A 13,259-nucleotide genomic window follows, 5' to 3' on the forward strand; every position below is an offset into this window, starting at 1 on the left:
TGGGCATGCGACGTATTGGTAGTCACCGCTCGTCGAACGTTCCGTTCTGGTGCCAGATCAGCATCCAGGTCCTCGGGACGGTGCTCGTGGCCGCGGCGCTGCTCGCCAGCGCGGTGAGCGACCCGGACCGGCCGGTTCCGGTCCAGCAGGCGGAGCTGCGCTAGGCGCCGAGCCCGTCGAGGTGGGCTTCGACGCCTGGTGGGACTCGCAGGGGAGTCTCACCAGGTCTCCAAGCCCATATCGGCCCAGGGTCGGCTGAACGGCGTTATCGACACTTTCGGTTTCTCTATCCACAAGCGTCCCCAGGTCGTACCTTTCGTCCAGAACGCCCTCATGTTTCTGGGACCCGAAGGACGTAATCGCCATGACCTCTCGCCGTACCGTCGCGCTCGGAATCGCCGGCCTGCTGGCCGCCGTCGGCACCTTCACCGCCGTACCCGCCCAAGCCGCCTCGTCGGCACGGTGTACCCAGGAGCTCAGCAAGGCATCGCGTGCCGGCGACGTCGCCAAGAGCAACCCGGCCGCGTTCAAGAAGGCTGAGGCGCGCAACGCCGGCCGGATGAAGAACTTCGCCAAGACCGCGAAGTCCGACAAGACCCTGTGGCTCGACCAGTGCGCGACCGCGTACTACGTCGAGAACACCGCGAGCGCCGCGCAGCAGCAGGCCGGCGCTGCCGCGATGGCTGCGTCCGCGCCGCTGGCCGGCGTCCCGCTGGCGGACACGTTCACGCTGGAGTCGAAGCCCGGCTCGAACCGCACCATCTACCTGGACGTCAAGGGCGGCACCATCACCGGCACTGCCTGGAACCAGACCTACGGCAGCACGCTGACCTTCGAGCCGTACTCGATCGACAGCACCGTCGACACCAACTTCTCCGACGCCGAGCTCACCGAGATCCAGAAGATCTGGCAGTCGGTCGCCGAGGACTATGCAGCCTTCGACGTCAACGTCACCCTTAAGGATCCGGGCGCCGCGGCGATCGACCGCACCAGCTCGAGCGACACCGTCTACGGCACCCGTGCGCTGATCACCAACGGCGGCACCGTCTACACCCAGTGCGGCTGCGGCGGCATCGCCTACGTCGGTGTCTTCAACACCTCGGGCACGAACCACGGCTACTACCAGCCGGCGCTGATCTTCTCGAACGGCACCGGCAAGAACGGCAAGAACGTCGGTGAGGCCACGGCCCACGAGGTCGGCCACAACTTCGGCCTGAACCACGACGGCACCGCGAGCTCGGGCTACTACACCGGTTCCGCGCCGTGGGCTCCGATCATGGGCGCGAGCTACTACCAGCCGGTGACGCAGTGGTCGAAGGGCGAGTACCCGGGCGCCAACAACCAGCAGGACGACCTGGCGCAGATCGCGACCGGCGCGCCGGTGCGCACCGACGAGGACGCGTCCGGACCGCTGGCGCTGGCCAACGGCGCCTCGGCCAACGGCATCATCACGGGCGCCACGGACGTGGACCGCTACACCTTCACGGCGGCCGGTACGACGACCGTGAACGTGGCCGGGACGCTGTTCTCCGACCTCGACGTGCAGCTGAACATCCTCGACTCCAACGGCGTCGTGGTGGCTTCGTCCAACCCGACGACCACGGTGGCCAGTGGCAACCTGGCCAACGGCATGGGGGCGAGCGCGACGTTCGACGCCCCGGCGACGGGTGCGACGTACACGGCGACCATCCAGGGCTCCGGCCAGGGCGACCCGGCGGTGGCCGGCGGCTACTCGGCGTACGCGTCGATCGGCAACTACACGGTCGGCCTGGCGACCGGGCAGCCCACCACCGGGACGCCGCTGGGCATCGCCGTCGGCACGATGGCCAACGCGACTGTCGGCACCGGCTACGCCGCCAGCCCCGTCTCGGCTTCGGGCGGCACCGCGCCGTACACGTTCAGCGCCACCGGACTCCCGGCCGGCCTGAGCATCAACGCCTCGACGGGCGCCGTCACCGGTACGCCGACGACGGCGGGCAGCTACACGCCGACGTTCAAGGTCACCGACAACGTCGGCGGCACCGCGTCGCAGGCCGGGGCGATCACCGTCGACCCGGCACCGATCCCGCCGGTGGTGGTCCAGAACCAGTCCGCCTCGGGCACGGTCGGCACCGCGTTCTCCAAGCAGCTGGTCGCCAGCGGTGGCACGGGAAGCTTCACCTGGTCCTCGTCCGGCTCCCTGCCTCCGGGGCTGGGTCTGAGCGCGTCCGGCTTGCTGTCCGGTACGCCGACCGCGGCCGGAACCTTCACGTTCACGGCGATCGCGAGCAGTGGTGGCAACAACGGGTCGGCCACGGTGACCGTGACGATCGCCCCGGCGGCCACGCCGCTGGCCTGGGTGACCGGTCCGACGCTGCCGAGTGGCAAGGCTCGGACCGCCTACAGCACCCAGATCAAGATCACGGGCGGAACCGCGAACTACTCGTGGCTGCGCACCTCGGGCAGCCTGCCGGGTGGCACGTCGTTCGTCTTCAGCGGCACCACTGCAACCTTGTCCGGGAAGCCGAACAAGGCGGGGACCTTCAAGTTCACCCTCCGGGTCACCGACTCCAAGGGCGCGGTGATCACCCAGCAGTTCACCGTGGTGATCAGCAAGTAGTCACCAAAAAGAAGGGCCGGTCCGCGTAAGCGGGCCGGCCCTTCTGCGTCTGTACGCCAACGCGTTGGACAAAAGGGACATAAAGGATCGAGACCGTCCGGCGCGCTGAGGAATCAGCCGATATCACTCACACCAAGGGAGGGTGTTGTGAACACATCGAAGAAGGCTCTGCTGGCCTCGGCCCTGCTGACGGCGCTAGCGCCGTTGCCTCTGGGGCTCACCACTCAGGCCGTCGCGGACGCAACCGCGGCCCCGGCCCCGATCAAGGAGACTCTGTACCTGGTACGGGTCACCAACCTGGGCAGTTACACCAAGACGTTCGACGACGGGAAGACGAAAGTCTTCACCAAGGAGGCGATCGAGGCTCAGGTCGATCGTGGTCTGCGCTACTGGGAGACGGCGACCGACAACCGGATCGCCTTCACGCGCAAGCCGACCCTGGACTTCGCGACCAGCTACGACTGCGATCACGCGGGAGACATCCTGCACGACGCCGCCGCGAAGATCCCGGAGCTGCACGGGATCAACATCGACGGCGGGATGACGACTGCCGAACATGTGATGGTGATCGTTCCGCCTGGTTGCACCCACGACGGGTTCGGCCTGCTGGGAGGCGGGTTCAACACGACCGGCGGCGTCTTCCTCTCGCTCACCACCAACAACCTGTTCCAGGCGGTCGTGCACGAGCTGGGCCACAACTTCGGCCTCGACCACGCCAACGCGATCAAGTGCACCGATGTGGACGGGTGCGTCCGCAAGGGCTACGCGAACAACTACGCGCCGATGTCTGGTTCTTTCCCCGGCGGGTCCAGCTCCGAAGGTCCCGACGAGCCGGCGCTGAGCTCGTTCGAGCGCGACCGGCTGGGCGTCGCCGCGCCCGGGGAACTGCAGTCCTTCGCGCTCCCGGAGAACCAGCGCACCCGGACGCTGGTCTTCGACCTGCACCCTCGTAGCAGCCAGAACGGACTGCGGGGGGTCTCGGTCGTCGACCCGACCGACCCGTGGAAGAAGTACTGGATCGACTTCCGCAACGGGTTCGGCGCCGACGAGAAGTCCCAGTACATGACCTGGTTCACCTCGGGTGCCTTCGTCTGGAACCGCGGCGTGACGGTCGAGCAGGTCGACGTGAAGACGAACTCGAAGGGTGTCGACTACCTCTCCGGGGAGTCGACCCTGCAGACCTACCCGCAGCTCGACCACGCCGGTTACCGCTACGCACTGACGGCCGATCCGCGAGAGGTGCCGTTCGAGCAGGGCGGCGTGAAGCTGAGCGTCACCTCGATGCAGCTCAACGGTACGGCTGACGACGTCGCCCAGGTTCGGATCACGCTGACCAACCCGAACGTCCCGCTGTTCGTGCAGGACTCCGGCGCCGTCGCGATCAACAACAAGGGAGACGAGGGAAGCACGCTGACCGCCACCACCTCCGGCTGGGCCGATGACGCGACCCTGGGGCGGGTCCAGTGGCTCGACAACGGCACCGTGGTCGGTGCGGGGCCGACGTACCAGATCCCGGCCGGCAGCCACGGGCACCAGATCACGGCACAGGTGACGGGATCCCGGGAGAGCTACGAGGACCGCACCGCGACCTCGAACGCGGTGGTCGTCGGCCAGGGGTACACCGGGACGCTGGTCAAGGGGGCGACGTACGAGATCCGAAGCGTGAGCGGCGGGTTGCTGGTCTCCAACCAAGGCCCGACGACGGCGTCGTCCAACACCCAGGCCATCGCTGTCGCGGGCGATGCCACCACCAACACCCAGTGGCAGGTCATCGAGGTCTCACCAGGCGTCTACCAGCTCAGGAACGTGGCCTCGCAGAAGTGCCTGGACAACGAGGCGGTGCGGACCGTTGCCGACAAGCCGGTGATCCAGTGGGGTTGCACCAGCGGCATCAACCAGCGCTGGACGTTGGTCGGAAGCGGTACCGGCTATGCGCTGATCAACCAGACCAGCGGTTTCGCGTTGGCGCCCCAAGGCACTGACAACCGGTTGGTGCACACGGGCAATACCTTCGCCTGGACGTTCAAAAAGGTCTCCTGACGGCGGGAGGAGCCGGAGGTGCGGGCCGCGGGGGCGGCCCGCACCTTCGCGTGTCAGGAACCGAAGGCCGGGCGCTCCTTGGCCAGGAACGCGCGCACACCTTCGGCGAAGTCCGGTCCGCTGTAGACCTCGGTGAGCAGCTCGGCGTCGAAGTCGGGCTCGGCCTCGAGCAGCGCGGCCCTGGCGGCGAGCTGGCGCTTGGTCGCGCGCATCGTGACTCCGGACGCCGCCAGCAGGCCGTCGACCACGGCCGTCAGCTCGGCGTCGAGGTCCTCGACGACCGACATCACCGCGCCGACGGCGTGGGCGCGATCGGCGGTGGTCAACCGCGAGGTCAACAGCATCTCCCGGGTCAGGGACTCACCGAAGACGCTGGCGCAGCGGTAGACGATCGAGGCCGAGAGGGCGTTGCCCAGCGTGCGGGCGATCGGGTAGCCGAACTTGGCGTCGGGCGTGGCGATCCGCAGGTCGCAGTGCGTGGCGACCGCCAGGCCGCCGCCGACGCAGGCGCCCTCGACGGCAGCGATGGTGACCTGGGGGAGCTCGAAGAGGGCGACGAGCAGCTCGCGGATGCTCTCCTCGTAGGCGACCACCTCGCGGTCGAGGAAGTCGGAGATCTCGTTGCCGGCGGCGAACGCCTTGCCGCCCGAGCCGCGGAGCACCAGGACGCGGACCTCGGGGGTCTGCGCCAGCTCGTCGCACAGGGCGCGCATGTCGGCGTACATAGCGCTCGTGAACGCGTTGCGGCGCTCGGGACGGTTGAAGACGACCTCGACGACGCCCTCGCGTCGGGTCACCAGGAGCTCGTCGGTACTCACAAGGGACCAGGCTAGGGCTCCCGGCGTGGGGGACTAGTCCCGATGGATGGGGGCGAGATGACCCTCCAAGTCATCGACATTTGTCCGAAATATGCCTTAACCTACGAAAAGGGGATTTTACGGGGAGGGTTTGACGTGTCAGTTCACGCCGAATCGGCGGAGCGGACCGGGCGCTCGGGGGCGCGGAAAGCTGAACGAGGGGACGATCGAGCGGCGGCAATCGCCGGGCTCGACCTGCTCCGTGCGGTCGGCTGGCTCGTGCTCCACGACGTGGCGGTCCCGGGTGAGGTCGAGGTGCCGATCGACCACGTGCTGGCTGGACCGTCCGGGGTCTACGTGATCAACACGGTCGGTGGCTCGGGATCGATCCGGATGGGGGAGAACAGCCTGCTGGTCGCGGGCGTCTCCCAGTACGCGCACGTCGAGGACGTCGCCGCTGCCGCGCTCGCGCTGCGTGAGGCGATCGGCGGACGCCCGGTGGTGCCGATCCTGTGCTTCCAGCGGCCCGACGAGGTCGCCGGCGTGGTCACCAAGGTCGCGGTGTGCTCGACCGAGAACATCCTCGAGCTGCTCAACGGCCAGCCGAAGGTGCTCGACGCTGTCGCCGCCAACGAGGTGATGCGGACGCTGACCGGCACGCTAGGGCGGCAGACGGTCGCGCGTGCCGTGACGAGCGTCCCCGACGCGCCCCAGGTCGAGCCGAAGCACCGGGTCAAGGTGCGCAAGCGGCTGTTGAGCTTCGGACGGTCCGCCGCGGACGACGAAGGTCCGGTCGAGCTGAGTGTCGTGGCGCCGCTGGTCGAGCCGGTTATCGATGAGGCCGAGGTTGCTCGGGCGGAGGCGGAGCGCGCTGATGCTGAGCGCGTCGAGGCCGAGCGCGTCGAGGCCGAGCGTGTCGCCGCTGAACAGGCTGCGCGGCTTGAGGCTGAGCGTCTGGCCGTTGCGGAAGCTGCTCGTGTTGAGGCAGAGCGTGTTGCCGCGGAAGAGGCTGCGCGACTTGAGGCTGAGCGTCTGGCTGCCGAAGAGGCTGCTCGTGTTGAGGCCGAGCGTGTTGCCGCGGAAGAGGCTGCCCGGCTTGAGGCGGAGCGGCTCGCGGCCGAAGAGGCGGCTCGTATTGAGGCTGAGCGTCTGGCTGCCGAGGAAGCGGCTCGTGTTGAAGCCGAGCGGCTCGCTGCTGAGGAAGCGGCTCGTGTTGAGGCCGAGCGCCTCGCCGCTGAAGAAGCCGCACGACTCGCTGAGGAAGAGGCGGCTCGTATTGAGGCTGAGCGTCTGGCTGCCGAGGAGACTGCACGGCTTGAGGCTGAGCGTCTGGCTGCCGAGGAGGCTGCGCGGCTTGAGGCTGAGCGTCTGGCTGCCGAGGAGGCAGCGCGTCTGGAAGCCGAGCGTGTAGCGGCCGAGGAGGCCGCCCGCCTGGAGGCCGAGCGTCTGGCTGCAGCAGAGGCCGCACGGCTCGAGGCCGAGCGCGTCGAGGCGGAGCGCCTGGCCGCCGAGGAGGCAGCCCGGATCGAGGCCGCTGCGCTGGACGCAGCCCGGGCCGAGGCAGCGCGCATCCAGGCCGAGAAGGCGGAGCGAGTGCGCCCAACCCCGGCGCGGGTCAAGCGGACCGTCGAGCCGGTCGCCGTCGAGCCGGTCGCCGTCGAGACGTACGAGGACGAGGTCGTCGAGCCCGACCCCTACGTCGAGGAGCCGGTGGCCTTCGTCGAGGTCGAGGAAGAGCCCGTCGCGATCGAGCCCGAGGCTGCACCGGTTGCCCGGCAGACCCGCGGCCGCGACTCCAGCGACCCGATCTGGCGCCCGATCGGCCCCGCCGCGAAGCGGGTGGACATGAAGTCGGCGATCAAGATGGTCAGCGCCGCGTTCGCGCGCAAGGACGAGGAGCCGGAGTTCGACCTCGCCGAGATCGAGACCGCCCTCAAGGAGGACGAGCCCGTCCGCAGCTCGCTGCCGGCCTGGTTCGGTGCGCAGGCCCCAGTGCCGGCGGCCGCTCAGGCAGCCGAGGAGCCGGTCGAGGAGGAGCCGACCAAGAAGCGTCGGATCTCCTTGATGCCGGCCGTCGTCGCCGCCGCCGTGATCGCGGTGATCTTCGGCGTGGCGCCGCGGCTCCCGGACGCCTACGCCTGGGGCAAGTCCTTCTTCGTCACCCCGGCGCCGCCGAGCCTGGGTCAGACCACCATCGTCGCCCAGACCGGTTCGCACCCGGCGATCGAGATGATGGCCGGGATCCCGCTGGACGTGAAGTCGGCGAACGGGATCAGCGCCGGCAAGGGCCGCCACCTGGTCGGCGTACCGATCCGGGCGACGAGCCAGGGCAGCACCAACTGGTCGATGCCGGTGGCCACCGCCGTCCGGGTCGTTGACACCCTCGGCATCACACACGCTCCCGACGGCAAGGTCACCCGGGTGCGCTCCGGCAAGGTGCTGGGGTCGCGCGTGACCCTGGTGCCGGGCCGGCTGATCAACGGGATGGTCGTCTTCGCGATCCAGAACGGTCGCGAGATCAGCTCGGTCCAGGTGACGTTCGCGAAGTCCGAGCAGGCCCACCTCTGGAACGCGGTGACCGGCACCAAGTAGGCGTTGTGGATTCCGGCCGCGCCCTGGTGGCCGGAATCCGCACCATGTCCGCGTGAGTGTGCGCCGACCGCCCCAGGACCAGACCCCGCTCGCGTCGACGACGGCGCTGACCGCCCTGTGGCAGCGGACCGTGGCGTGGGAGCCGCTGCGGGTCCGCAGCATCTGGCTGCTGTTCATCGACGCCCGGGCGCGTCCGTCCGGTCCGCTGATCACCATCGATGACGTGGCCGACGGGCCGTACGCGGTCGGTCTCGACGAGCTCGTCGACCTGTGCCGCGGCATCCTCGACGGCCCCGGCGGCGGTGGCTCGGTCGCGATGCTGATGAGCCGCGCCGGTGGAGCGCCGTGGACGGTCAGCGACCGTGCCTGGGGTCGGTTCCTGACCCGGGGTGCCGAGGAGCTCGGACCGCCGGTCTGGCCGGTCCACCTCGCGCACAGCCAGGTGGTCGAACGCTTCCGCCTGCCAGCCCGGCGTCGTTAGCATCGCGCCATGGCGGAGAGCTGGCTGTCGTTCCGGTCCGAGGACTCGATCCTGTCCATCGGGTCGAAGGGGTCGATCCTCTCGATCGGCAGCGCCGGGTCGATCCTGTCGGTGGGGTCGATCGGTTCGATCGCGTCGGCCTTCTCGATCGGCTCCATCGCCAGCATCGGGTCGGCGTTGTCGGGACGCTCGCTGTTCTCCGCGTTGTCGTGGAGCAGTCGGGGTGGGGTCCTGGACAGCCCGGAGGTGGGCGACGTGATGATCGGGCCGCCCGAGTAGGTTTCGACAGGCTCAACCAGCGTGGCCGAAGAACTCCTGGAGCGCCGGGACGGTCGCCTTGGCCCGGATCATGTGCGTCTGACCAGGCAGCGTCTCCAGGCGCCCGCCGGGGACCTGCGCGGCGATCGCGGCTTGGGAGTTGCGCATGTACTCGGGGCTCTTCCCGCCGGCGATCACCATCGTCGGCACGGCCACGTCGGAGTAGTAGCCGTCCGGCAGCGGCTTCGACTGCTGGAAGCCGACCACCATCGTCAGGTCGTAGGGGAGCGTGTGGGCGACGGCCTTGAGGTTCTTCCAGACCGGGAGCAGTGACATGACCGCGACCATCGGAGCCGGGGCGCCGACCACCTTCATGAACTTCTTCACCGCGTCGCCGCGACGGTCCTGGGCGATGAGCGCCTCGAGCTGCTGCGGCAGGTCCGCGTCGTTGGGCGCGTGGGTGTCGTCGACGATGAAGGGCGCCTCGTACGCCGCGAGGGCGCGGATCTTCACTCCCTGGCGGGCCGCCTCGAGGGCGAGCGCCGCGCCGGAGGAGGCCGAGAAGACGAAAACGTCCGGTCCGATCGCCTCGAGAACAGCGATCAGGTCCTCGACCTCGCGCTGCGGCTCGTACGCGGACTCGCCGGCGCCGCTCTCGCCGCGTCCGCGCCGGTCGTACCCGGTGACGGTGAAGGTCTTCGCGAGCTGCGGGGCGAGCTCCTTGTAGCCGCCCATCGCGCGTGAGCAGAGCGCTCCTTCGACGATGAGGACAGCCGGGCCCTGCCCGACCGACTCGTAGGCGATCTGGGTGCCGTCGGCCGACGTGGCGAACTGGGTGGTGGTCATCGGTACTCCTGGGGGTAGCGGCGTCTCGACAAGCTCGACGACCGAGGCTGGTTCCTGCCCGTACGTCGAACGGCTCAGCCGGACTTCGACATGGCTCGGCGACTTTCTGCAGCGCGCTTCTCCAGCAAGGTGCGCTCGCCCTCGTTGCGGGTGCGCCGCGCGGCCTCGGTGAAGGCCTCGACCGCGTCCGCGTGCAGGCCGGCGCGGGAGAGCAGATCGCCGTGGACGCTCGGGATCAGGGGGGAGTCGCCCAGCGCGTCGGGGGCCAGGGCTTCCAGGACGGCGAGCCCGGCGCCGGCGTCGAACGCCCGTCCGTGCGCGACGGCTCGGTTCACCTCGACGACCGGTCCGGGCGCGGCCTGGGCGAGGACGTCGTACAGGATCGCGATCTGGCGCCAGTCGGTGTCCTCGGGACGGGCCGCCTTCGCGTGCTGGGAGGCGATCGCGGCCTGGAGGTAGTACCGACCGACGGGTTTGCCGCGGGCGGCGAGCAGCTCGGCCTGCTGGAGCGCGGTCAGCCCGCGCTTGATCAGCAGCTGGTCCCAGCGGGTCCGGTCCTGGTCCTCGAGCAGCACCGGCTGGCCCGCGTCGTCGGTGCGGGCCGGGATCCGCGAGCCCTGGATCTCCAGCAGTGCCTGCAGCCCGTGCGCCTCCGGCTCCTCCGGTGCGAGGTGGGCCAGCATCCGGGCCAGTCGCATCGCCTCGTTCGCGAGCTCGGGGCGCATCCAGTCGTCGCCGGCGGTGGCGCTGTAGCCCTCGTTGAAGATCAGGTAGATCACGGCCATCACGTCGTCGAGCCGCTTCTCGCGGTCAGCGCCGGTGGGCAGCTCGAACTCGGCCTGGACCTCGGTCAGGGTCTTCTTGGCGCGGGAGATGCGCTGGCTCATCGTGCTCTCGGCGGCGAGGAAACCGCGGGCGATCTCGGTCGTGGTCAGTCCGCCGACCATCCGCAGCGTCAACGCGGCGCGCGACTCCGGGGTCAGCGAGGGGTGGCAGCACAGGAAGATCAGCCGGAGGACGTCGTCCTCGATGTAGTCGACCTGGGCGTCGAGGTCCGGCATCGGATCCTCCTCTCCCAGGGCGTGACCGATCTCCTCGGTCTTGCGGCGCAGGGTGTCCGCACGACGGATGTGGTCGATGCCGCGGCGCTTGGCGGTGGTCATCAACCATGCGGCAGGGTTCGACGGGATGCCCTGGTCGGGCCACTGCTCGAGGGCAGCGACCAGCGCGTCCTGGGCGAGGTCCTCGGCCAGCTCCACGCTCCGGGTCATCCGGGTCAGGGCGCCGACCAGGCGTGCCGACTCCTCACGCCAGGTGGCGGTGATCGCGTCGGCAGTGGCATCGGCTGGCACGCGGCCAGCCTACGAGTCCGCTCGTCGAGCTTGTCGAGACGCTCACGGCATCTCGACAAGCTCGATGAACAAGACCCGTCTCGACGAACAAATCTGTCTCGACGAACGGACCTTCGTCAGGCGTCGGAGGCTTCGGGAGCCTCGTCCGAGATCTGGCGCAGGGTGGCGACCATCGAGCACTCGGGCCAGTGCTTGGCGTGCAGCTCGGCGAACTCCTCCTGGCCCTTGATGGCGTCCTCGAGGGTGTCGTACTGGAGCAGCGCCCAGCCTCCGACGACCTCCTTGGCCTCGGCGTACGGGCCGTCGACCCGGGTGTACTCACCCTTGCGGACCACGAAGTTCACGGCGTCCTCGAGGCCGAACAGCCCGCCACCGTCGAGGAAGTGGCCCTGCTGGGCCTGCTCGCCGATGTAGACGTCCATCGCGTCGAACAGCGCCTGCGGGGGCATGCCCTGGTCGCCGTCCATCCGTACCAATCCCATGAAACGCGGCATCTTGATCAGTCCTTCTGCTTGAGGGGGGTTGCTCTTGTGCACGTACGTCGGACGGGTCACGGCGCTTTCGACATCGACCCCGAGACTTTTTTCTGGAGTCTGTAGAGATACCTGTTCGCCGGCGCCAGGTCCAGACCCGGGCTCACCCCAGCGCGCTCGGATCGTCGGGGACGTCGACCGCGTGCTCGGCCAGGTGCTCGAACGGCACGACCTCGAGCACCTTCTCGGTGGTCGAGGCCAGCACGACCGGGGCCGCCATCCCGTCGGCGTACGCCTGCTCCCAGCGCGCGGCCACCACGCACCAGCGGTCGCCGGGCACCAGGCCGGGGAACTGCCACTCCGGGCGCGGGGTCACCAGGTCGTTGCCGACCTGCTGCTGGTGGGCCAGGAAGTCGGTGGTCATCACCGCGCAGACCCCGTGCACGCCGAAGTCCTCAGGCCCGACCGTGCAGGTGCCGTCGCGGTAGAAACCGGTGAGCGGATCGGTGCCGCACGGCTGGAGCTCGCCTCCGAGGACGTTCTTCTTGCTCATACACCGACCTTCTCAGACGGGACGGACGGTTCGGCAGTGTTCGTCCGTCGTTCGGATTCCGTTGGCGGCGCTTGCGGGGGAAAGCAACCGGTATGGGGACACAATGGAACCGTGAGTCGCTTCAAGGTCCCCTTCCTGGCCACCGCCGTCGGCATGTCCGCGGCCCTGGTCTCCCCGGTCACCAACGCCACCCGTGGTCTGCGCCGCGCGATGGGCGCGATGCCGGGTGCCATCACCGGGAAGTACGACGACTCGCCCCAGTACAAGGACGGCGCCTTCCAGAACCGGCTGCCGTCCTACGTCGTCGAGGTCGGCGGCCAGGGCTCGATGGCGATCGAGTTCGCGAAGAAGGGCGACGTCGGTCGCCCGGCCGCCCCGGTACCGCTGGTCACCCCCGAGCTGCCCGCCCAGGCCGCCGACCTGGCCGCGACCTGGCTCGGCCACGCCACCGTGCTGCTGGAGATCGCCGGCAACTGGGTGCTGCTCGACCCGGTCTGGAGCGACCGGGTCTCCCCGTCGGCGACCGTCGGCCCCAAGCGCAGCCACCCGGTGCCGATGGAGCTCGACGGGCTGCCGGAGCTCGCGGCCGTGCTGATCTCGCACGACCACTACGACCACCTCGACACCGCGACCATCGACTGGCTGACCGAGCACCAGTCGGTCCCGTTCGTGGTGCCGCTCGGCATCGGCCAGCACCTGCGTCGCTGGAACGTCCCGGACGACCGGATCATCGAGCTCGACTGGGAGCAGTCGCACGTGCTGCCCTCGGCCGACGGCACCGACCTGACGCTGACCTGCACCGAGGCGCGGCACTTCTCCGGACGCGGCCTGACGCGCAATCACACGCTGTGGTCCTCCTGGGTCGCGGCCGCCGGCCCGGCCGAGTCGCGCAGGCGGGTGTTCTTCGGCGGCGACACCGGTTACACCCCGGCGTTCAAGGACATCGGCGCCGACCACGGCCCGTTCGACCTGACCGTGCTGCCGATCGGCGCGTACGACGCCCGCTGGGCGGACATCCACATGAACCCGCCGGAGGCGGTGCAGACCCACCTCGACGTGCGCGGCGGGATCCTGCTGCCGATCCACTGGGCGACCTTCGACCTCGCCTTCCACAGCTGGGCGGCCCCGGTCGAGTGGCTCGTCGAGGAAGCCGCGGCCAAGGGCGTCACCGTCGCACTACCGCGCCCGGGCGAACGGTTCGAAACGGACAACATCCCCACCGCCGACTGGTGGCGCGCTTCCGCGAAGGCGATACGGGCCTCCTAGAT

General features: G+C 69.4%; 12 protein-coding genes. 7 read left to right on the plus strand and 5 right to left on the minus strand.

Going from position 1 to position 13,259, the window contains the following annotated elements; all coding sequences use genetic code 11:
* Window positions 1-5 precede the first annotated feature (5 nt).
* The 3 genes from EFL95_RS19400 to EFL95_RS05325 all read left to right on the plus strand — a co-directional run bounded on the left by EFL95_RS19400 (window position 6) and on the right by EFL95_RS05325 (window position 4,639).
* Window positions 6-164 carry a hypothetical protein gene (locus tag EFL95_RS19400; RefSeq protein ID WP_183407047.1) on the plus strand — a complete coding sequence of 53 codons (159 nt, stop codon included), beginning with the start codon at window positions 6-8 and terminating at the stop codon, window positions 162-164.
* Window positions 165-364: 200 nt separating this feature from the next.
* A complete protein-coding gene (locus EFL95_RS05320; protein WP_123233014.1) occupies window positions 365-2,599 on the plus strand; it encodes a putative Ig domain-containing protein in 2,235 nt (744 codons plus the stop codon).
* A 147-nt stretch (window positions 2,600-2,746) separates the two neighbouring features.
* The gene (locus EFL95_RS05325; RefSeq protein ID WP_123233015.1) at window positions 2,747-4,639 is read left to right on the plus strand and encodes an RICIN domain-containing protein; all 1,893 of its coding nucleotides are present in this window, start codon (window positions 2,747-2,749) and stop codon (window positions 4,637-4,639) included.
* Between the two features lie 53 nt (window positions 4,640-4,692).
* On the opposite strand, the gene EFL95_RS05330 is transcribed toward EFL95_RS05325, so the two are convergent.
* Window positions 4,693-5,457, minus strand: coding sequence for an enoyl-CoA hydratase-related protein (locus tag EFL95_RS05330; RefSeq protein WP_123233016.1), 765 nt, complete (start codon window positions 5,455-5,457; stop codon window positions 4,693-4,695).
* 57 nt (window positions 5,458-5,514) lie between these two features.
* On the opposite strand from EFL95_RS05330, the gene EFL95_RS05335 reads away from it, so the two are divergent.
* From EFL95_RS05335 to EFL95_RS05345, 3 genes are read left to right on the plus strand one after another with little or no spacing between them, the layout of a single operon-like run.
* Window positions 5,515-8,028, plus strand: a complete 2,514-nt coding sequence (locus EFL95_RS05335) for a nuclease-related domain-containing protein (protein WP_281272195.1) — start codon at window positions 5,515-5,517, stop codon at window positions 8,026-8,028.
* A 52-nt stretch (window positions 8,029-8,080) separates the two neighbouring features.
* On the plus strand, window positions 8,081-8,509 hold the full coding sequence (locus EFL95_RS05340) for a hypothetical protein (RefSeq protein WP_148044983.1): 429 nt from the start codon (window positions 8,081-8,083) through the stop codon (window positions 8,507-8,509).
* A gap of 9 nt (window positions 8,510-8,518) precedes the next feature.
* Window positions 8,519-8,788 (plus strand): hypothetical protein, encoded by a 270-nt coding sequence (locus tag EFL95_RS05345; protein ID WP_123233019.1) that lies wholly within the window; start codon window positions 8,519-8,521, stop codon window positions 8,786-8,788.
* 12 nt (window positions 8,789-8,800) lie between these two features.
* On the opposite strand, the gene EFL95_RS05350 is transcribed toward EFL95_RS05345, so the two are convergent.
* The 4 genes from EFL95_RS05350 to EFL95_RS05365 form a co-directional block, all read right to left on the minus strand.
* Window positions 8,801-9,613, minus strand: a complete 813-nt coding sequence (locus EFL95_RS05350; RefSeq protein WP_123233020.1) for an alpha/beta fold hydrolase — start codon at window positions 9,611-9,613, stop codon at window positions 8,801-8,803.
* Between the two features lie 74 nt (window positions 9,614-9,687).
* Window positions 9,688-10,965 (minus strand): RNA polymerase sigma factor, encoded by a 1,278-nt coding sequence (locus EFL95_RS05355; RefSeq protein ID WP_123233021.1) that lies wholly within the window; start codon window positions 10,963-10,965, stop codon window positions 9,688-9,690.
* A gap of 116 nt (window positions 10,966-11,081) precedes the next feature.
* Window positions 11,082-11,459, minus strand: coding sequence for a YciI family protein (locus EFL95_RS05360; RefSeq protein ID WP_123233022.1), 378 nt, complete (start codon window positions 11,457-11,459; stop codon window positions 11,082-11,084).
* 142 nt (window positions 11,460-11,601) lie between these two features.
* On the minus strand, window positions 11,602-11,991 hold the full coding sequence (locus tag EFL95_RS05365; RefSeq protein ID WP_123233023.1) for a DUF2237 family protein: 390 nt from the start codon (window positions 11,989-11,991) through the stop codon (window positions 11,602-11,604).
* A gap of 111 nt (window positions 11,992-12,102) precedes the next feature.
* Between EFL95_RS05365 and EFL95_RS05370 the strand changes: the two genes are divergently transcribed.
* Window positions 12,103-13,257 carry an MBL fold metallo-hydrolase gene (locus EFL95_RS05370; protein ID WP_221176327.1) on the plus strand — a complete coding sequence of 385 codons (1,155 nt, stop codon included), beginning with the start codon at window positions 12,103-12,105 and terminating at the stop codon, window positions 13,255-13,257.
* Window positions 13,258-13,259: the final 2 nt, after the last annotated feature.

The sequence above is a fragment of the Nocardioides marmorisolisilvae genome (assembly GCF_003725775.1).
Taxonomy (GTDB): domain Bacteria; phylum Actinomycetota; class Actinomycetes; order Propionibacteriales; family Nocardioidaceae; genus Marmoricola; species Marmoricola marmorisolisilvae.